This is a genomic window from Kribbella steppae (assembly GCF_004342025.1).
GTDB classification, from domain to species: Bacteria; Actinomycetota; Actinomycetes; order Propionibacteriales; family Kribbellaceae; genus Kribbella; species Kribbella steppae.
Window position 1 is genome coordinate 206729 of the sequence record NZ_SLWN01000012.1, and the last position, 19419, is coordinate 226147.

Below are 19419 nucleotides of genomic sequence, written 5' to 3' on the forward strand. Positions count from 1 at the left end.
AAGCCGTCCCATCCCTGCCCGCCTAGCGTTTTGGCCATGACAGATCTGGAGCAACACACCGCGCCCGTCGAGGCGTGGGACGCGATCGCGGGCCAGTACGACGAGCATGTCGCGCCCGGCGAGTCCGAGCTGGCAACGGCCGGACTTCGACTGGCCGGATTGCGTGCGGGCGACTCGTTCCTCGACGTCGCGGCCGGCCCCGGTGGCTTGAGCCTGCCCGCGGCACGCCTTGGCGCGAAGGTGCTGGCGACCGACTGGTCACCGCGGATGATCGACCGCTTCACGGCCCGCGCGGCTGCCGAAGGACTCGACGCCGAGGGGCGGGTGATGGACTGCCACGCACTCGATCTCCCCGACGCCAGCTTCGACGTCACCGGCTCCCAGTTCGGTGTCATGCTCGTGCCCGATCAGCCGCAGGCGTTGCGCGAACTGGTGCGCGTGACGAAGCCGGGCGGACGGGTGCTGCTCATCGCGTACGGCGATCCGAGCCAGTACGAGGCGCTGCACTTCTTCATCAGCGCGGTGCAGGTGGTCGTCCCTGAGTTCGAGGGGCCGGCGGACGACGAACCGATGCTCGAGTTCCAGGTCGCCGATCCCGCCGTACTGCGGCGGCGACTGATCGACGCGGGCCTGACGGACGTCATCGTCGACACCACGCATCAGGAACGCATCACGGTGTCGAGCGGACGCCAGTTGTGGAACTGGACGCTCGGCGGCAATCCGATTCCGGGCGAGCTGATCGCCGAGTTCAGCGACGGGCAGCGCGATGACATCGTCCGGGTGCTCGACGGCATGATCCGCGAACGCTCCGGTGGCGATGAGCCCCTCGTGCTGACCGCGCCGCTGAACATCGGCGTCGGAACGAAGTAGGGCCTTACCGGGCTGACGCCAAGGTGATCGGCGAGTCCTGGCCGGGCCAGGTGCCGGTCAGGACTGTGCCGGTGAGTTCAGGGGTGGTCTCGAGGCGGCGGACGATCGCCAGCTAAGAGCCATGCGCGCATCGTAGAGGGCAGCTCCGACAACCGATTCACTCCTCGAAGTGGCGGTGTTCGCGGACCTCCCGGTGCGTGGTGTGCGACCGCTGGCTGACGAAGAACATAGCGATGACGAGGCCGAGTGCGCCGGCGCCCATCAGGATGTAGCCGACCGCGGTGAGGTCGACACCGCTCAGTCGGTCGGACACCGCGAAGGCCAGAATCCCGCCCACGGCAAGCAGAAACACGGACACACCGATACCCACGAGGAACTCCTCACGCTCATCCCCGTTCGAACTGCGAGCACCATCGCGGTACCCGGGCAGTCAGCCCGCAAACCGGATCTGAGTGCCTGCGTTGCCCGAGATGACGGCCGTGGTGTCGTCCAGAGAACCAATGGCGGCGGACGCCCGCGTCGTCTCCACGAAGTGCCGGGCGGCGGTGATCTTCGGCCCCATCGAACCGGCGGGGAAGTTGTGCGAGGCAAGCATTCGGGTGTCCACCTTGCCGAGAGCGCGCTGCGCCGGAGTGCCGTAGTCGAGATACACCGCCGGTACGTCGGTGAGCATGACGAGCAGGTCCGCACGGAGCTCGATGGCGATGAGCGCAGCCGTCGCGTCCTTGTCCACGACGGCCTCGACTCCGGACAAGCCGGTCGGGCCTTCGATGACCGGTACGCCGCCTCCGCCGGCCAGGATGACCGTGACGCCGTTCTGGAGGAGGAGCTCGGCCGCGTCGAGTTCCAGCACCCGCTGCGGCGCGGGGGACGGGACAACACGTCGCCACTCGGTGCCGTCCTGATACACCGACCAGCCGGAGGTGAGGGCGAGCTCGCGGGCTCGTTCCTCCGTGTAGCCGCTGCCGACGTACTTCGTCGGCTCGTTGAAGGCGGGATCGTAGGCGTCGACCACAGTCTGAGTCACCAGCGTGACGGCGCGGCGGCTGAGGCCGGCGTTGGTCAGCGCCTGCTGGATCCAGTAACCGATCACGCCTTGGGTCTCGGCGACGAGATCGCTGAGCGGGTACGGCTTCGACAGGCTCGTGTCGGCGAAACTCTCCAACGCCAGCAGCCCGACCTGCGGGCCGTTGCCGTGCACGATGACGACCTCGTTGTCCTCGGCGACCTTGGCCAGCGCCGGGGCGGCCGCGGCCAGGTGTGCGACCTGTACGTCGGCGTCCGGGCGCTCACCACGCCGAAGCAATGCGTTCCCCCCGAGCGCGATCACTATCCGCATGCTTCAGAGTGCCACGACAGGTCCGGGATTTCGGGACTTTTGGCCCTGACAGAGAGGTGCGCTCCGGCGCTGCAATGGAGGTGTGAGGGGGGCCGGTGGTGAAGGCGCCGGGATTACCCAGGAGCAGCCACTCCCCGTCGCCGACCATCGAGTGACGCTCCGGCCTCCCTCCGACTCCGCGCCGCAGCTCCAGCCGTTGCGGTCAGTTGAGCCTGAACGGCTGGATGACCTCGGTGCGCCAGCGCTGGGTGCGGTTCGGCGGGTCGTGGTAGACCTCCCACGCATCGCCCGCGCGAGCGCCGTGCTCGGTCTGGAGCCAGCTGTCGAGCGCCCGGTACGCGTCACCCAGCTGCTCGAACGTACCCACATGCCACGCGACGACGACGTGCCCGCCGGGCAGGCAGGACGGCAGGATCTGGCGATCGCCGCTGATCCGCACGGCCACCGGGAACCCGGCCTCGACCTCGAAGCGACCGTCGGCCCGGACGTGATACCGGGCGAACGGGAACCCACACGGCGCGATGCCGTGCCGGCGCAGGTACTCGGCGACGACGTCGAACGCCGTCCGGAACCAGCCCCGCACCTCGTCGCGGTGCAGGGTCGCTCGCAGTACGGCGGTCGGTTGTTCGTGCACGATGCGCGATTCGGGGTGATCGGTGCGCACGTCTCCTCCAGGGGGCCAGTGCTCAGCCTACGATCGCGACCGGCCGATGCACATGGTGCGGAACGTCCGGACAGTTCGGGACTTTAGACCCTGCCGGAGCCGGTGGCGCCGACGGCACTCTGGAACGCAGCGGGGGGACTTGCCGCCCGCCGGGAGCGGATGACAGGTGGCGCCAACAGGGGGGTAGCCACCGACCACCTGCCTCCCGGCGGGCCGCGGGAACGTGATCAACCCAGCGGAGCGCGCAACTCGACCATCGTGCCGTGGGTTTGGTTGGACTGCACCAGGACGGTGCCGCCGAGGGTTTCGGCGCGTTCGCGCAGATTGAGCAGGCCGCTCTGGCGATGCCCGGCGTCGAAGCCGACACCGTTGTCAGCCACCCGGGTGATGACCTCGCCGTTGGCAACGATGACGTCGACCGTGACCTCGGACGCCTGGGCATGCCGTACGACGTTCGACAGGGACTCCCGGATCGCGGCCAGGATCTGCGGCCGCACGGTCACCGGTACGGCGGTGTCCAGCGGCCCCTCGCAGGTGAGGCGCGGCCGGAAACCGAGCGATTCGGCGTACTCCGCGACGAGCGACTGGACGTCCGCCCGCAGCGATCGGTGGCCCGGCTGGTGATGCAAGGCGAAAATGGCGGCCCGCAGGTCGCGGATGGTGGCGTCGATGTCCTCGACGGCCCGGCCGATGCGCTGCTGGACGTCGACGTCGACCATCCGGTGGATGCCCTGGAGCTGCAGGCCGGTCGCGAACAACCGCTGGATGACCAGGTCGTGCAGATCGCGGGCGATCCGGTCACGGTCCTCCAGCACCGCGATCATCGACTGGTCCCGCTGGGCCTGCGCCCGGTCCAGGGCGAGCGTCGCCTGACTCGCGAACATCCGGACCAGGTCGGTGCCCACGGTCACCCCGAGGACGGCGCCGCGCTCGGCGGCCACCAACAACAGACCGCCGGTCACATGCGTCCCGGCGGGCAACCGCGCGACGATGGTGCGCCCCAGCGATTCGATCTCCGGTACGTCGACCAGCCGGCCACTGTCCTTCACCAGCTGGGCGAGATCGTCGACCACCGCCTGCCGACCACCCTGGAGCACGTCAGCCAGTCCCGGCAGATCGGCCGGCATCCGCTCACCGACGTACTGCTGGAACTCCTCGGGTCCGTCGATCGCCTCGATCACCAGCTCGTCGTCGTGGAACAGCATGACGACGCCGATCCGGGAGTCGGACACCTCACGAGCTCGACGGGCGATCAGCCGGAGCGCGTCGACCGGGTCGAAGTCGCCGAGCATCAGCTGGGTGATCTCGGCGGTGACCTCGTGCCAGCGGCGCCTGCGCTCGGTGTCGGCGTACAGGCGGGCGTTGTCGATCACGACGCCGGCCGCGGCCGCGAGCGCGGTGACCGCGTGCTCGTCCTCCTCGGTGAAGTGGGCGCCTGCGGTCTTCTCGGTCAGGTAGAGGTTGCCGTAGACGTGGCCCCGGGTGCGGATCGGTACGCCGAGGAAGCGCTTCATCGGCGGGTGGTTCGGAGGGAAGCCGAACGACTGCGGATGCGCGGTCAGGTCTTCGAGCCGGAGCGGGACCGGCTGCTCGATCAGCAGTCCGAGGAGACCGTGACCCTCCGGAGTCGGGCCGATTGCGGCGACCTCCTCCTCGGTGACGCCGTGGGTGATGAACCTGACCAGGCGCTTACCGTCGGGGCCGACCACGCCCAGGGCGCCGTACCGGGCGCCGACGAGTTCACAGGCTGCGGTGACGATCCGGTCCAGCGTGCCGCTGAGGTCCAGATCGGTGCCGATCCCGATCACCGCGTCCAGGAGAGCCTTGTCCACGCGGTCCTTCGAAGTCCCTCCCACGCTGTCCACCGTACGGATGCGAGGGCCGCTTGGGAACGACCGTCGGGCGGGTCAGGGCTGCGGGCGCTCACCCCAGGGGAGCAGGCGGCGGCCGGTGAGGGACTCGGTGCCGAGGCGGATCAGTCGTTGCTCGTGCAACGGCGCCCACGGTCGCAGCGGGTTGGCGCGCTGCAGCCAGACCGCCTCTTCCGGGGGTACGACGGACAGATGGCCGACCGAGGTGACGGTCCAGCCGAGGTGGTGGTCGAGGTCGATGTCGTCCACCTCGAACGCGACCACATCACCCCGTTCCGCGGCCAGGAACTTCTCCCCGTCGTCGGAGGCGAACACGATCGTGTCGCCGTCGACCGAGAAGTTGACCAGCCGGACGGCCGGCAGACCGCCCTGGGTGAAGACGAGGCGGCCGACCGGGACGGACTGGAGCAGCCGCAGGCACTCGCCCGGGTCGAGGATCTCGAGTCCGGTCCGATCGAAGCGCCGTACCGTGTGCATCAACGCCTCCGGCTCACGCGGTGCGGATGCGGCGTCCACTGACGTGCTCCGGCTCGATCACGACGAGAACCTCGTTGTCCCCATCCATCAACCTTCCCCATGGCTGCAGCGAGCACCTGCCCGAGATCAGGACACTCCAGCCCTCACGCTCGGCCTCGTCGATCCGATCCACCTCGAAGGCGACCGGCCCGTCGCCGTACTGGGCGATCGGGGTGGTCGCTCCGGTGCGGATGACCAGCTTCCTGTCGTGCAGTGTGTAGGTCACCGACATGACCGACAGCCGGCCCTCCAGCTCGAACCCGAGCCGGCCGGAGCCACCCAATGCGAGCAACTCCAGGCACTCGTCCTCCTTCAGGTGCTCCAGGACCGGGTGCAACGCGGACGATCCGCGCACCGGGATACGCCGGATCCGGTCGGCCACTGTGGTGTCCAGCGCCCCGGCCAACCGGATCAAGGCTCCAACTGTCAGAGCGTCCGCATCGGCTCGCACAAACCCCTCCTGCTGCGCGAGTCCGACGCGGCTCACCCGGTTGGACTGATCGTCTCCGTTCGTCGCCCGGGACTGGTCAGACGTTGTCATCGAAGGCTCCCCTCAGCTGCCTCCTCCCATCTCATCGGTCCCCGCGTACGTCGTCGCAGTGCCAGAAGTCCCGGCCGTCCGGGACCTGCGTCACCTGCGGTTGAAGACGAGCAGTTCGGTGCGGCCGCCGCTGAGCGGAACGAAATGGCTGCCAGTGAGTTCCAGGTCGCGCTCGGCCATGAAACGAAGAACCCAGTCGCGCGGAGCGACCGAGTAGATGGAGCCACGGGAAGGCTCGGCCAGCCACGTTTTCGTCATCTGCAGGTCCATGCAGTCGTCGGTGATGAGGTCGAACGCCACCGTGCCGCCAGGGCGAACCACCCGGGCCATCTCGTCGAAATAGCAGACGGCCGTCACGAACGGGATGTAGCAGAGCAGTTTGTGCGCGTGCACGAGATCGACCGTGGACGATCCCGATGAGGCCAGCGTGTGGCCGTCGGCCGGATGGAACGTGAGGCTGGGGAACTCGCTGCGGAGATAGCGGACCCAGTCCGGCGCCGTCTCGTAGACGTCGTACGCCTGCGGCCGCAGTGCCGACATCACCCTTGTCGTGTACCGGCCGGAGCCAGGCCCGATCTCGAGAACCTTGCCCACCTGAGCCGCCTTGAGCAGACCACTTGCCTCGAGCATCACCTCGACCGTCTCGGCGGTCGCGCCCGGTTCCGAGCTGTAGCTGTCGAGATAGTCACCCACCGACAGTCCCGCCTCCGCGGCGCGTTTGATCGTCCGTCGGGCCGGCAGGAACGGACTGATCAACGGATCCGTGCTGAACCCCCGGACCAGCTGTACGCCGAACGGCCGCAACGCCCCGTTGACCCCCACCTGCAGTCGATCTTTGACAGACATTTGCGTGTTCCCCCATGCGTAGGACGGCTCCCCCCGGTCGCCCCGCCCCCACGCTGCCAACACCATCCTTGAAAAGTCCACTACCTAAATGCCCTAGTAAATAAGGGGTTTCACTGCTAGCCGTCACCGTGAGCCCCAACCTCGTCGCGCACCGATCCGGTCGCCGCGCCAACCTCAGCGCTCAGTAGCAGCAGTCCCACAGGGAGCAGTGGCGTCAGCTGCAGCAGCCGTCAGTGCATTCGCCGGAAGCGCAGCCGCAGCCGGCTGTGCTCGCCGCCCCGGCGACGGGGGCGCAACAGCCTTCGCCGCGCCATGCCTCCCGGCCTTCCTTGACGGCGACGGCGGCGATGACCAGGCCGGCGATCGGGTCGGCCCAGCCCCAGCCGAGGGTCGCGTTCAGGAGCAGGCCGGCCAGCAGGACGGCGGACAGGTAGGTGCAGAGCAGAGTCTGGGTGCCATCGGCAACGACCGCGTTGGAGCCGAGAGCCTTGCCGGTACGACGCTGGGTCCAGGACAGGAACGGCATGACGATGAGCGACGCGATCGCGAGCCCGATGCCGACCGGTGAGGGATCGGGGTCGCTGCCTCCGATCAGGGCACGGACCGACTCGAAGGTGACGTAGGCAGCGAGTCCGAAAAAGGAGAACGCCAGCAACCGGAGCGCTTGGCGCTCGCGGGTCTCGGGCAGGCGATGGCGGAACTGCCAGAGGATGATCAGGCCGCTGGACACCTCGACGACCGAGTCGAGCCCGAAGCCGACCAGGGCAACCGATCCGGCGACCAGCCCGGCGGTGATCGCGATGACGGCCTCGATGACGTTGTACGTCACCGAAGCACCGGCCAGCAGCTGCGCACGCCGGCTCAAGCGACGCCGCTGCTCGGGGTCGGTCGTCCAGGTGCTCGGGGGAGTGCTGATCTGCAGCGGAATCTGCTGTCGCTCGCTCACGGCTGCACCTCCTGTGCGGCCGTGCCGTAAACGGGGCACAGGGCAACGGCATCGCCGGTCAGGCCGAGCAACCGCTCGGCGGCCGACAGCAGCTCGAGTGTCGCGTCCGGATGAGTGAGACTGAACAGCGAGGCCCGGCCCTGCGGTCGGGAGTCAACCAGTCCGCAGTCGCGCAGGCAGGCCAAGTGCTTCGACACCGTCGACTGGGCCAGGCCCAGGTGCTCGGTCAGGTCGACGACCCGGTGCTCACCCAACGCAAGATGCCGCACGATGGCCAGCCGGGACGGATCACTGAACCCGTGGAACAGACACGCCGCCACACTCAGCGCAGCGCCTTCGTCAACCCCAGGATCCTCAATCCGAGTTGTCATCGCCATTTGGCGATGTTAACACCAATCTGACTGGTGCGGCGTGGCCTGTGCAGGGCTCATTCTTGCGGCATGGGTAAAGAGGTGGGGCGGCTTTCGTATCTGGACTGGCTGCGGGTGCTGGCGGTGTTCGGGGTGTTCCTGTTCCACAGCTTGCGGCCGTTCGACGATGCGGACTGGCACGTGAAGAACGCGGAGCGGAGTGAGGGGATCTCGATCGCGATCGCGTTCCTCGGGTTGTGGGGGCTCGCGTTCTTCTTCCTGTTGTCGGGGGCAGGTGCGTGGCTGGCGTTGCGGTGGCGGACCGCCGGCGGCTTCGTGAAGGAGCGGCTGCTCCGGTTGCTGCTGCCGTTCGTGATCGTCTACGTGCTGCTGTCGCCGCCGCAGTACCTGCTCGAAGAGCACCACAAGGGCCGGCCGGGCGCGTCCTTGCAGGCGTTCTTCAGCGACCTGGGTGGGGACGCGCCGCTGTGGCTACGCGACACCTACCACCTGTGGTTCCTGGTCTATCTGCTGCAGTTCGCGCTGCTTGGTCTGCCGATCTTCCTCTGGCTTCGCGGACCGCACGGTCGGCGGTTGGTCGACTGGATCGTCCAACGGTGCCTACGCCGCGGGACGATCCTCCTGCTCGCCGTGCCGCTCGTCCCGGTGCACCTCGTGCTGCTGGCCGCGCCCGGACCCGATCACGGCTGGGGCGAGTTCGTATTCTTCTTCGACTTCTTCGTCGTCGGCTTCCTGGTGCTGTCGGACGACCGGCTGGCCGCGGCGGTACGACGAGACGCCGTACCAGGCCTCATCCTCGGCATCACCGCGTTCGTCACCGGCGTGGCCACCGCGATCATCGACTTCCTCGAAGGCTGGTGGGAGGACCCGGGCTATTCCTGGCCGTACGTCTGGTACTCGCTGCTGATCACCTTCGCGGTCTGGGGCTGGCTGGTCGCCGTACTGGGCGGCGGCATGCGCCTCCGCGCGTTCCAGCGACCGCTACCGACACCACTGGCCCGCGCTGCGATGCCGTTCTTCCTGGTCCATCAGCCGATCATCCTGCTGATCGCGTTCTACGTCGTCGACTGGAACGCCGGCCTCTGGACCAAGTACGCCGTACTGATGCCGGCAGCGTTCCTGGTGTCAGCCGGACTGGCCTGGCTGCTGTCGACCCTGCCGGGTGTCTCGGTCCTCTTCGGTGTGAAGCGGCAGAGCGTGCCAGTCGAGCATCGGCCGGACAGAGCGAAGGAAGAGCGACTGGGGGAGTAGCCGCGCCAGTCCGAGAGAGATGTCAGCCTCCTGGGCAGAAGCTAGAGTGCGAAGCATGCATTCGTCGATCGAAGACTTCGAGATGCCGAACGACGAACAGGTGCACCTGGCGGCCGAGTCCTTCCGGCTGCTCGCCGACCCGACCCGCATCAAGGTGCTGTGGGCACTGCTGCAGGGCGAGTCGTCGGTCGCCTGTCTGGCCGAGCTGGCCGGCGCCGCGCCCGCCGCGGTCAGCCAGCATCTCGCCAAGCTCCGCCTGGCCGGCCTGGTCAAGGGCCGCCGCGAGGGAACCTTCGTCTACTACTCGGCCGCCGACCACCACGTGCAGCGGCTGCTCGACCAGGCTCTCTTCCACGCCGACCACGTCGACCGGGACCTTCCCGCCGACGCCCATCCCGCCGACGCCCATCCCGCCTGAGCTCAGACGCTGCGCAGGACCGACACCACGATGCCGAGGACGACCGCGTTGTCCCCGTCGATCACCTCGTACGCCGGGTTGCGCGGCTCCAGGTACACGTGCCCGTTGCGCCGGCGAAACACCTTCACCGTCGCCTCCTCGTCGATCATCGCGGCGACGATCTGACCGGAGTGCGCCTCGGACTGCTGCCGGACCACGACGATGTCGCCGTCACAGATGGCCGCGTCGATCATCGACTCACCGCGGACCCGCAGGCCGAACACGTTCCCGCGCCCGGTCAGCTCGCGTGGCAACTGCATCACGTCGTCCACGTGCTCGATGGCGGCGATCGGCGTACCGGCGGCGATATCACCGACGACCGGCACCGGCACCGAGTCCTCGCCCGACTCCCGGGCGGAGGTCTCCTGCAGGAACATCCGTACGTCGATTGGTCGCGAGACCGACGGGCTGCGGCGCAGGAATCCCTTGTCCTCGAGGCTGGTCAGATGCTTGGACACCGATGAGGAGGACTTCAGCCCGACCGCGTCACCGATCTGCCGGCTGCTGGGCGCGTAGCCGTACCTGACCACCCAGTCGCGGATCACCACCAGCATCCGCTGCTGCCGCTCCGGCAGCGCCGCCGTGTCCAGGTCCCCGAAAAGCTCCACATCAGTCACTCGCGGAATGCTAGAACCCCGCACCGACAACCTCCGGACCCGCCGCGCCGTGCGTGCCACTTTCCCCGCCAGCCGGATTGGCAACATCCGGAACTCGTCTCCGACGTCGCCCACGAGAGCGTGCACCGGGCACGCCAGGTCGGAGGTCGTGATGAACGTCGGTCGAGCACGCTGGGCGGTGACCGCGGTGTTCTTGGTCAACGGGTGTCTGGTGTCGAGCTACCTCGCCCGGATCCCGTCGATCAAGGTCGAGCACCACCTGAGCGAGAGCGAGTTGGGCATCGTCCTCACCCTGTTCGGTGCGGCGGCGCTGGTGTCGATGCAGTTCGTCGGTGGGGTGGTTGCGAGGACCGGCAGCGGTCGGTTGATCCGCCTGGCCCTGGTGCTGCTGCCGATCCTGTTGGCCGCGGTCGGCCAAGCCCGCGGAATAGTCCAATTGGGTATCGCGGTCGCCCTGATGGGACTCGTGCACGGCGCCGTGGACGTGGCGATGAACGCCCACGCCGTTGCCGTCGAGCGCCTGCGCGGCCGGCCGATCATGAGCGGCTGCCACGCCGCCTGGAGCGTCAGCGCCGTACTCGCGTCACTCGTGAGTGCGGCGGTCACGCGCGCCGGAGTCGACATCGGCACCCAGTTCGTCGTCGTTGGCGCCGTCCTGCTGATCGCGGGACAGCTCGCGACCCGCGGGCTGCTTCCGCCGTCGGCCGATCAGGCACGCGGCGAGAAGCGGTCCCCGTGGTCTGGCGGTTGGACTCGGCCAGTCCTGATCTTCGGCGCGATGGGCTTCGTCGTGATGATCGGCGAGGCGGCCGTGATCAGCTGGAGCGGCGTACTCCTGCACGAGTCCCGCGGCGCCGGTCTCGCGACAGCCGGACTGGCTTTCACGGCGTTCACCGCCTGCCAGACAGCGGGCCGACTGATCGGCGATCGCTTGACCGAGCGGTACGGCGCCGACGTCCTGTTCCGTGGTTGTGCCCTGGTGGCGGTGATCGGGCTGACAGTGGTGGTCGCCGTACCGCTGTGGCCGGCAGCGATCGCCGGATTCGCCTTGCTCGGGCTCGGTGGATCGGTGCTGTTGCCGCTGATCTTCAGTGCGGTCGGCCGGGTCGGCGGGGTCGAGGCAGCGACCGCGGTCTCGCGGCTGACCACGTTCACGTACGCCGGAATCCTGATCGGACCCGCGGTCGTCGGCTGGGTCGCCGCGGCGGTCGGATTGGTCTGGACGTTCACCGGCCTGCTGCCGTTGTTGCTCGGCGTGGCGGCCAAGAGTCGGCTCCTGGCGGGCAGGTCACCGAAGGAGCACGTTTCCGCGTCAACCTTGACTTCGGCGGAGAGGTAGGAAAAATTCTTTCCAAACAGGGCGGATATGACGGAATCTTTCCGCCATCGGAAAGGGAATGTTTCTTGAAGGGCGGGACCGATGACCACTCCTGACAACCTGTCGCGGCGGCTGTTTCTGCAGCGCGCGGCGGTCGGCACGCTGCTGGCCACCGGCGGCGGGACGCTGCTGTCGGCTTGTGCCAGCGGCGGCAGCGACTCCGATGACGCCGGCGGCGGTGGCGGCGCGGAGAAGACCTCCGAGAACCCGTTCGGGGTGAAGGCCTCCGACCCGCTGGACGTGGTGATCTTCAAGGGCGGGTACGGCGACGACTACGCCAAGGCGCACGAGGACCTGTACAAGAAGAAGTTCGCCGAGACCACGATCAAGCACGCCGGGATCACCGACATCACCCCGCAGCTGCAGCCGCGCTTCAACGGCGGCAACCCGCCTGATGTCATCGACAACTCCGGCGCCTCCCTGCTGCCGATGTCGACGCTCGCGACCAGCGGTCAGCTGACCGACCTGACCCAGCTGTTCGACGCGACGTCGATCGACGACCCGAACAAGAAGGTCCGCGACACCCTCGAGCCGATCGCGCTCGAGGCCGCGATGCTGAACGGCAAGCCGCTCGTGCTCGAGTACGTCCTCACCGTGTACGCGCTCTGGTACAACAAGCCGCTCTTCGCCAAGAACGGCTGGGTGCCGGCGAAGACCTGGGCCGAGTTCCTGACGCTGTGCGAGGAGATCAAGAAGGCCGGGATCGCGCCGCTCGCGCACCAGGGCAAGCACGGCAACTACATCGGCGGTGTCGTGATGGACATGGCCGTCAAGCACGGCGGCCACGAGGTGATCAAGGCGATCGACTCGCTGGAGCCGAACGCCTGGAAGCACGAGTCGATCAAGATGGCCGCCGAGGCGCTGCTGGAGCTCAAGGGCAAGGGCTACATCATGCAGGGCACCGAGGGCCTGGACCACATCCAGTCCCAGACCGCGTGGAACCAGGGCAAGGCCGCGTTCATACCGTCGGGTTCCTGGCTGGAGAACGAGCAGAAGACCGTTGCACCGAAGGACTTCGAGACCACCGCGACGTACACGCCGTTGCTCGACGGTTCCAAGCTGCCGGTCGACGTCACCCGCATCGCCGCCGGCGAGAACTTCATCGTCCCGTCGAAGGCGAAGAACCAGGCCGGCGGTCTGGAGTACCTGCGGATCATGCTGTCGAAGGAGGCGGCCGGCAAGTTCACCGAGCTGACCGGGTCGCCGACGATCGTGAAGGGCGCGACCGAGGGCATCAAGCTGAGTCCGGGCGCTGCCTCCTCGGACGCCCTGATCAAGTCCGGTGGCACCAACAACTGGACCCAGTACTTCGCCGGCTGGTACTCGACGATGGACAAGCCGTCCCGCAGCATCTACGCCGAGCTCGCCGCCGCCCGGATCACCGCCGACGAGTTCTGCAACCGCATGCAGAAGCTCGCCGACGACACCGCCAAGGACCCGGGAACGAAGAAGCAGACCCGCACCTAGTCACGCAGGATCTTCGGGAGCCACGGCCCGCCGGTGTCGGCGGGCGGTGGCGTCCTGCGGCGTCGTACCGCTGGAGAAGGTCGGCGACGAGCTCACTCGACCTGCGCTAGTGCCGTATCCAGAAACGTTGGGGTTGTCATCGGTCCGGTCAGATTGGTGCAGTTCGACAGGAGGTGTCCGGCGATCGAGCCGCATACCGGGCGGGCTCAGGCTTGGAATGGCTGGCAGCAGGCGCATACGTCCTGTCGAACTGCACGAGGCGGACCCGTCAGAGGTGACGACCAAACCACACCGCCGCACTGAACGGCATCGTGGTCGACCCACCCACAGTGGATGCTCCAGGCCGGTCGGCGGGAGCTCGGTGACGACCCCACCGTTCGTTGACGCCGCTTTAGCAGGGTGACCAGCTGGTCGCGATCGAGGTCCTCGGATCGTGGCGCGTGGATGCGGTCGCGGATGGTGAGGGCACGCCGCCACGCGGGACCTCCGATCTACGATCGGCCGATGGACTCTCCACCGGACAGAATGCTCGCCGCCTTCGGCCTTTCCGCCCAGCCTGTATTGCTGCCAGGTGGGCAGGGCGAGACCTGGCGGGTCGGGGACGTGGTGCTGAAGCCGGTGGGGTCTGCCGCAGAGGCAGTGTGGCGGGCGGAGGTATTTGCGGGGTTGCCGGACGGGTTGGGGTTTCGGGTGCCTCGCGAGGTGCGGGCGATGGACGGCTCGTGGGTTGTTGAGGGCTGGGAGGCGTCCGAGGTGCTGGAGGGCGCGACCGACACCGGGCGGCCGGACGACGTACTGACGGCCGGCGCGGCTTTTCACGAGGCGGTTGCCGAGCTACCGCGGCCGGAGTTCCTGGATCGGCGGGAGGATCCGTGGACGTTGGGCGATCAGGTGGCCTGGGACGAGCAGGCGATTGTCGGGCACAGTCAGAAGCTGGTGGAGTCGCTGATTGAGGCTCGGCGACCGGTGGCGCTGCCGGCGCAGGTCGTCCATGGGGACTTGCTGGGGAATGTGATGTTCGCGGACGGGCTGCCGCCCGCGATCATCGACTGGCCGGTCTACTGGCGGCCGCCGTCCTGGGCAGCCGCCGTCGCAGTGGTCGACGCGCTCTGCTGGTACGACGCCAAGCCGGAACTTGCGGCGCGATGGTCACACCTCCCGGAGTGGGGACAGATGCTCGTCCGCGCCCTGATCTACCGCATGGTCACCGACGACGTGGCCCACGGCCCCGCGATCTGGACGCCCGGCCACCGCAACGCCTACCAGCCCGTGATCGACCTGGCGCTCACGTACACCCGCTGACGCCACCAGAACGGTGCCCAAGGCAAGCACCCCGAGCCCCGCCCCGATCCAGCCCACCGACGAGTATCCGGCTCCGGCCCCGATCGCCAGCCCGCCGAGCCACGGCCCCGCGGTGATCCCGACGTTGAACGCCGAGATGTTGAAGGCCGCCGCCAGCGTCGGCGCCGACCCGGCCACCGTGAACACCCGCGAGTTCACCGCCGGATTGTTGGCGAACCCGAACGCGCCAATGGCCACGATGGCCGGTACGGCGACCCACGCAGTACTGGTCCACAACGCGAGTACGACGGCCGCCGCGATCACTCCGGTCATGCCGACCCGCAGTGTCATGAACGGCCTCGCATCAGCGGTGCGGCCGCCGATCGTGATTCCGACCAGCGCACCAACGCCGTACAGAGCGAGGACGACAGGGATCCACCCGGCGGACAGGCCGGTCGAGTCGGTCAGCAGGGGAGCGAGGTAACTGAAGACGACCAGGACTGCGCCGGTCGAGAGGGCCGTGGTGCCGTAGGCGAGCCAGAGAGCCGGGTTCGCCATCGTCCGCAGCTCCTGGCGGAGGACCGGCGTACTGGCCGAGCGCCCACCGGGGATGGTCGCGACCACACCGATCATCGCGAGTGCCGACAAGGCGGCAACCGCCCAGAACGCGGCCCGCCAGCCGAGGTGCTGACCGATGACCGTCCCGGCCGGGAGACCGACGATGGTGGCGACCGTGAGTCCGCCGGCGAGGATGCTCATCGCTTTGGCGCGCGACTCCGGTCCGGCCAATCCGATGGCTGTGACAGCGGCGACGGCCCAGAAACCGGCGTACACGAAGGCGCCGACGACCCGCGTCGCGAGGAGCATCCCGTATCCGGTTGTCAGCGCGCCGAGGACGTGCGTGACGGCGAAGACGGCGAGGAAGGCCAGCATGGCGGCGCGGCGGGACCAGCGCAGGGTCACGACGGCCAGGATCGGGGCGCCGATCAGCATCCCGGCCGCGAACGCGGAGATGAGCAGGCCGGCAGCCGGAATCGACACGTCCAGGTCAGCGGCGATCTCGGGCAGCAGACCGGCGAGCATCAGTTCGGACGTGCCCTGGGCGAAGATCGCCAGGCCGAGCACGTAGACAGCGAGCGGCATCGGATTCCTCTCATATTGGATCAATCAGTGCAAAACGTGGGCGTGCAGCACTGCGGGACGGTTGGGTCAGAAGGTTCGGAGTGCGGAGGCGACGACGGCCTCCTGGCCGGCCCGGGTTGCGCCGGCGCGGGCCGCGACACGCAGCCCGCTCAGTACGACGAACACGTAGTCGGCGAGCGCGGTCGGGTCATGATCGGCATCGACCTCGCCCGCGGCCTGTGCGGCGCGGAACGCCGTGGCGAGCGCCTCGATCTTGACGGCATGGTCGCGGTCGAGCAGCTCGGCAACCTCGGGCTCGTGTGGTGCGAGCTCGACGAGCGTGTTGACCACCAGGCAGCCGAGCGGGTCAGCTGGGTCCGGCTCGACCGCGTCCCACAGGATCTGGCGGACGCGCTCGCGGATCGGCAGGTCGCTGCTCTCGATCAGCTCGAGCTGCCTCGCGGTCTTCGTCTCCATGTAGCGCCGCAGGGCCCGGTCGAACAGCTCGCGCTTGCTCTTGAAGGTGTTGTAGATGCTGCTCCGGCCCAGTCCGGTGGCCTCGCAGAGTTGCTGCGTCGAGGTGCCTTCGTAGCCGAACGTCCAGAACAACGTCATCGCGGCATCGACGGCGCGATCCTCGTTGAACGTCCTCGGCCTGGCCATGTCGATCAGCCTAACATGTTCTAGACTGAACGATCCAAAACGGCCCGGTCGAGACCCGGTGATCTGCATCGATAGCATTTGGCCATCGAGGCGAGTGCCGGAAGCTCTTCGACAGAGCGGCGGGCACTCGCCTTGACTTGGGGATCTGGGGTTGGGACTGGGGGGCTCTGTGTGCTTTCGGGACCGGCCGTCCGCCGAAAGTGAGGAGCTTTTGTGAGGCTGTACAAACCCGGGGCGGTGGCACTTGCCCTCGCCCTGGTCGCCGGCGTGGCCACAGTGGTGACCATCAGTCGCCCGGCTGCCGCCGATGAGACGAAGACCGTGTCCTACCGCGGATACGAGGTGCAGGTGCCCGTGAGTTGGCCGGTCGTGGACCTGGCCGCCACTCCGACCGCCTGTGTTCGTCTCGACCGCCCTGCTGTTTACCTGGGCCGCAGTACCGCTCAGGCCGATTGCCCTGCCCACCTGGTCGGCCGCAGCGGGGGCATCGTGCTCGAGCCGTTGACCACGGCCGAGTCGTCCACCCCCGGTCTGCTGCGCCGCGTCGTACCGGATGCCGGCGTACTGGCGACCGCCTACTACGCACCCGGTGACGAGCAGGCTGCGGACGACGTACTGGCCACCGGCCGGGTCGTCTCGAAGTCGAAGTCGGCACAGCCTGTCCAGCCTGCCGCGGTCGCGCAGTCCGTGGTTGCTTCGGGCACCTTCAAGGGCAACGCCTTCGACACCTGTGCGGCGCCGAGCCAGTCGACGATGGACGCCTGGCTGCCGGCCTACAAGGCCGTCGGAATCTACATCAGCGGCGGCCTGCGCGCCTGCCAGCAGCCGAATCTGACTCCGGGCTGGGTGTCCACGAACGCGAGCAAGGGCTGGCAGTTCCTGCTGATCGACGTCGGCATGCAGGCGCCGTGCACCATTTACAGCAGCAAGATGTCGACCGTCCCGGCCACCGCGCTCGCGCAGGGCAAGACTGCCGCGGCCAACGCCGTGGCGGCCGCGCAAGCACTCGGCTTCGCCCAGCGCAGTGCGATCTACAGCGACATCGAGGCCTACCCGTCCACAGCGGCCTGTAAGGCTTCGGTGCTGTCCTACCTGAGCGGCTGGACCCAGGAGCTCAACGCCCGCGGCTACGTCGGCGGTGCGTACGTCGCAGCCGGTTCGGGTGGTGTCGACCTGGTGAGTGCCTACAGCAGTACGGCGTACACGCGGCCGGACAACCTGTGGTTCGCACACTGGGGCGCGACGCCGGTCGGGACGAGCAGGTTCATCCCGGCGACGTCCTGGACCAACCACCAGCGGGTGCACCAGTACCAGGGCAACGTCAGCGAGACCAACGGCGGCGTGACCGTCAACATCGACAAGAACTGGGTGGACCTCACTGCACCGCCGCCACCGGTCAGCAGCTTCAGCGTCACCGGCTCGGCGGGCTCTGCAACGCTCCGGTGGACCCAGCCGGCCAACGTCACCGTCGGCCAGATCATCGTCCGTGGCGCATCGGGCAACACCTCGCCGGCGCTGCCGACGGCCGGTGCGGCGATCTACAACGGCATTGCGAGCTCATTCACCGTCACTGGCCTGCCGAACTCGGCCAGTTACGCCTACCGGGTCTTCGTGAAGGACAGCACCGGGAAGATCGGTCCGGGTGTCGACACGCGGCTGATCGGCACGAAGTCGACGATCACGGCCAGTGCGGCGTCGATCATGTACACCCGCGCGTCCACACTGAGCACCACGGTGACGCGGATCAACGACGGCGCCAAGCTGGCCGGCGTACCGGTCGTGCTGTACTCGAAGGCGAAGACCGCGTCGAAGTGGGCCGTGGCCGGCCAGTTCACGTCGGATGCGAACGGTGTCGTCAGCTCGGCCCAGACGCCGGCCGTGTCGACGTACTACATGTGGGGCTACAACGGCGCGACCGGCCTGCTGGGCACGCGGAGCGCTGCTGTCCTCGTCCAGGTGCAGCCTGCGATGTCGGCGTACCTGGTCCCGGGGTCGATGGTGCTGGGGAAGGCGGCGGCGTTGTACGGCTACCTGAACCCGCCGCACGCGGGGATGACCGTCTACCTGCAGCGGCGCTCGGGGACGAGCTGGGTCGCGGTGACGACGGGCAAGCTGGCGACGAACGGGAAGTACGCGTTCAGCATCAAGCCGACGGCGCGTGGCACGTACACGTACCGGGTGGTGTGGCTGGCTGACGCCGATCACCAGGGCACGCAGACGGCGTCGAAGGTGCTGACCGTCAGCTGAGCTGGTCCTTGTAGTCAGGCCGGCCGCCCTGTGTGGCCGGCCTGACTTTGGTGTGCGCGGCGGAGGGCGTATTCCTGATGGCGATCATCTTGATCGGAAACAATCGCTTTTCGTGATGCTGTTCGCCGCTTAGCGTCGTGGGTATGGAAACCATCTATCCCGTCAACGGTGTCGAACTGTGTGCCGAGACCTTCGGTGACCCGGCCGACCCGGCTGTCCTGCTGATCCACGGCGCCTCGGCGTCCATGCTCTGGTGGCCGGAGAGCCTGTGCTCGCAGTTGGCCGGCCGCGGGCGGTACGTGATCCGGTACGACCAGCGCGACACCGGGCGATCGACGTCGTACCCGCCCGGCCGCCCTGGGTACTCGATGCGGGATCTGGCCGCCGACGCGGTGGGTCTCCTCGATGCCTTGGGCATCGATCGGGCCTATGTGGTCGCTCAGTCGATGTCCGGTGGTGTGGGGCTGATCCTCGGTGTCGACAATCCTACGAGGGTTGCGTCCGTGACGTTCGTGTCGACGAGTACCGGCGCCGACGACCTTCCACCGCCCTCTGCCGATATGCCTCGCTTCGGGCCTCCCGACTTCACGGACCGGGCCGCGTTGGAGGAGTACGTCGTACAGTCGGCCGGCGCGGAGATGGGTGGGCTTTTCGACGTGGAGTCGACGCGGGACCTGGTACGGCGGGATATCGCGCGGGCTCGTGATTTCGAGGCGTCGTTGACGAATCACTACGCGATGGACTTCGACGGCCCGGTGCACGGCGGGTTCGGTGATCTCTCGATGCCGGTGCTGGTGATCCACGGTGAGCTGGATCCGTTGCTGCCGCTGGAGCATGGGGAGGCGGTGCGCGATGCGGTGCCTGGTGCGTCGCTTGTTGTGTTGAAGGGTGCTGGGCATGGGGTGCCCGAGGCATTGTGGGACGAGTTCGTCGATGCCGTCGTACAGCACACCGGAGGTCAATGATGCTGCA

The 19419-nt window shown here is 68.0% G+C and carries 19 protein-coding genes and 1 pseudogene; 8 read left to right on the top strand and 12 right to left on the bottom strand.

Annotation, left to right across the window (positions count from 1 at the left end; genetic code table 11):
* Nucleotides 1-36 precede the first annotated feature (36 nt).
* Nucleotides 37-870 (top strand): class I SAM-dependent methyltransferase, encoded by an 834-nt coding sequence (locus EV652_RS31885; protein ID WP_132212991.1) that lies wholly within the window; start codon nt 37-39, stop codon nt 868-870.
* A 157-nt stretch (nt 871-1027) separates the two neighbouring features.
* Here EV652_RS31885 and EV652_RS31890 read toward each other — a convergent pair whose 3' ends face one another.
* The 9 genes from EV652_RS31890 to EV652_RS31930 form a co-directional block, all read right to left on the bottom strand.
* Nucleotides 1028-1240, bottom strand: a complete 213-nt coding sequence (locus tag EV652_RS31890) for a DUF6458 family protein (RefSeq protein ID WP_132212992.1) — start codon at nt 1238-1240, stop codon at nt 1028-1030.
* Nucleotides 1241-1300: 60 nt separating this feature from the next.
* Complete coding sequence (locus EV652_RS31895) at nt 1301-2209, bottom strand: carbamate kinase (protein WP_132212993.1); 909 nt, start codon at nt 2207-2209, stop codon at nt 1301-1303.
* Between the two features lie 202 nt (nt 2210-2411).
* The gene (locus tag EV652_RS31900) at nt 2412-2873 is read right to left on the bottom strand and encodes a GyrI-like domain-containing protein (protein ID WP_132212994.1); all 462 of its coding nucleotides are present in this window, start codon (nt 2871-2873) and stop codon (nt 2412-2414) included.
* Between the two features lie 227 nt (nt 2874-3100).
* On the bottom strand, nt 3101-4729 hold the full coding sequence (locus tag EV652_RS31905) for a GAF domain-containing sensor histidine kinase (protein WP_132212995.1): 1629 nt from the start codon (nt 4727-4729) through the stop codon (nt 3101-3103).
* A gap of 51 nt (nt 4730-4780) precedes the next feature.
* Nucleotides 4781-5260, bottom strand: a complete 480-nt coding sequence (locus EV652_RS31910; RefSeq protein WP_199238499.1) for a pyridoxamine 5'-phosphate oxidase family protein — start codon at nt 5258-5260, stop codon at nt 4781-4783.
* Nucleotides 5235-5801, bottom strand: coding sequence for a pyridoxamine 5'-phosphate oxidase family protein (locus tag EV652_RS31915; protein ID WP_132212996.1), 567 nt, complete (start codon nt 5799-5801; stop codon nt 5235-5237). Before EV652_RS31915 ends, EV652_RS31910 begins: the two co-directional genes overlap by 26 nt.
* Before the next feature lie 90 nt (nt 5802-5891).
* Nucleotides 5892-6647: a class I SAM-dependent methyltransferase gene (locus EV652_RS31920; RefSeq protein WP_132212997.1), complete on the bottom strand. Its 756-nt coding sequence runs from the start codon at nt 6645-6647 to the stop codon at nt 5892-5894.
* A 214-nt stretch (nt 6648-6861) separates the two neighbouring features.
* Nucleotides 6862-7593 (bottom strand): cation diffusion facilitator family transporter, encoded by a 732-nt coding sequence (locus EV652_RS31925; protein WP_369410055.1) that lies wholly within the window; start codon nt 7591-7593, stop codon nt 6862-6864.
* Nucleotides 7590-7970 carry an ArsR/SmtB family transcription factor gene (locus EV652_RS31930; protein ID WP_132212998.1) on the bottom strand — a complete coding sequence of 127 codons (381 nt, stop codon included), beginning with the start codon at nt 7968-7970 and terminating at the stop codon, nt 7590-7592. The genes EV652_RS31925 and EV652_RS31930 overlap by 4 nt, the downstream gene beginning before the upstream one ends.
* Nucleotides 7971-8033: 63 nt before the next feature.
* Here EV652_RS31930 and EV652_RS31935 point away from each other — a divergent pair, with 63 nt between their 5' ends.
* Nucleotides 8034-9215, top strand: coding sequence for an acyltransferase family protein (locus EV652_RS31935; protein ID WP_132212999.1), 1182 nt, complete (start codon nt 8034-8036; stop codon nt 9213-9215).
* A gap of 55 nt (nt 9216-9270) precedes the next feature.
* Nucleotides 9271-9633 (top strand): ArsR/SmtB family transcription factor, encoded by a 363-nt coding sequence (locus EV652_RS31940; RefSeq protein WP_132213000.1) that lies wholly within the window; start codon nt 9271-9273, stop codon nt 9631-9633.
* Nucleotides 9634-9635: 2 nt separating this feature from the next.
* Here EV652_RS31940 and lexA read toward each other — a convergent pair whose 3' ends face one another.
* Nucleotides 9636-10289 (bottom strand): transcriptional repressor LexA, encoded by a 654-nt coding sequence (gene lexA, locus EV652_RS31945; RefSeq protein WP_242002131.1) that lies wholly within the window; start codon nt 10287-10289, stop codon nt 9636-9638.
* Between the two features lie 151 nt (nt 10290-10440).
* Here lexA and EV652_RS31950 point away from each other — a divergent pair, with 151 nt between their 5' ends.
* The 3 genes and pseudogenes from EV652_RS31950 to EV652_RS45485 all read left to right on the top strand — a co-directional run.
* The gene (locus EV652_RS31950) at nt 10441-11628 is read left to right on the top strand and encodes an MFS transporter (RefSeq protein WP_158441324.1); all 1188 of its coding nucleotides are present in this window, start codon (nt 10441-10443) and stop codon (nt 11626-11628) included.
* Between the two features lie 81 nt (nt 11629-11709).
* The gene (ngcE, locus tag EV652_RS31955; protein ID WP_132213003.1) at nt 11710-13134 is read left to right on the top strand and encodes an N-acetylglucosamine/diacetylchitobiose ABC transporter substrate-binding protein; all 1425 of its coding nucleotides are present in this window, start codon (nt 11710-11712) and stop codon (nt 13132-13134) included.
* A gap of 525 nt (nt 13135-13659) precedes the next feature.
* A pseudogene (locus EV652_RS45485) lies at nt 13660-14283 on the top strand (phosphotransferase); the annotation flags it as partial.
* Here the strand turns inward: EV652_RS45485 and EV652_RS31965 are convergent.
* Entirely contained in the window at nt 14284-15558 is a 1275-nt protein-coding gene (locus tag EV652_RS31965) for a Cmx/CmrA family chloramphenicol efflux MFS transporter (protein ID WP_132213005.1), read from the bottom strand.
* A 66-nt stretch (nt 15559-15624) separates the two neighbouring features.
* Nucleotides 15625-16200: a TetR/AcrR family transcriptional regulator gene (locus EV652_RS31970; RefSeq protein WP_132213006.1), complete on the bottom strand. Its 576-nt coding sequence runs from the start codon at nt 16198-16200 to the stop codon at nt 15625-15627.
* Between the two features lie 213 nt (nt 16201-16413).
* Here EV652_RS31970 and EV652_RS31975 point away from each other — a divergent pair, with 213 nt between their 5' ends.
* Nucleotides 16414-18447, top strand: a complete 2034-nt coding sequence (locus EV652_RS31975) for a DUF1906 domain-containing protein (RefSeq protein ID WP_242002132.1) — start codon at nt 16414-16416, stop codon at nt 18445-18447.
* 143 nt (nt 18448-18590) lie between these two features.
* Nucleotides 18591-19412, top strand: a complete 822-nt coding sequence (locus EV652_RS31980; RefSeq protein WP_132213007.1) for an alpha/beta fold hydrolase — start codon at nt 18591-18593, stop codon at nt 19410-19412.
* Nucleotides 19413-19419: the final 7 nt, after the last annotated feature.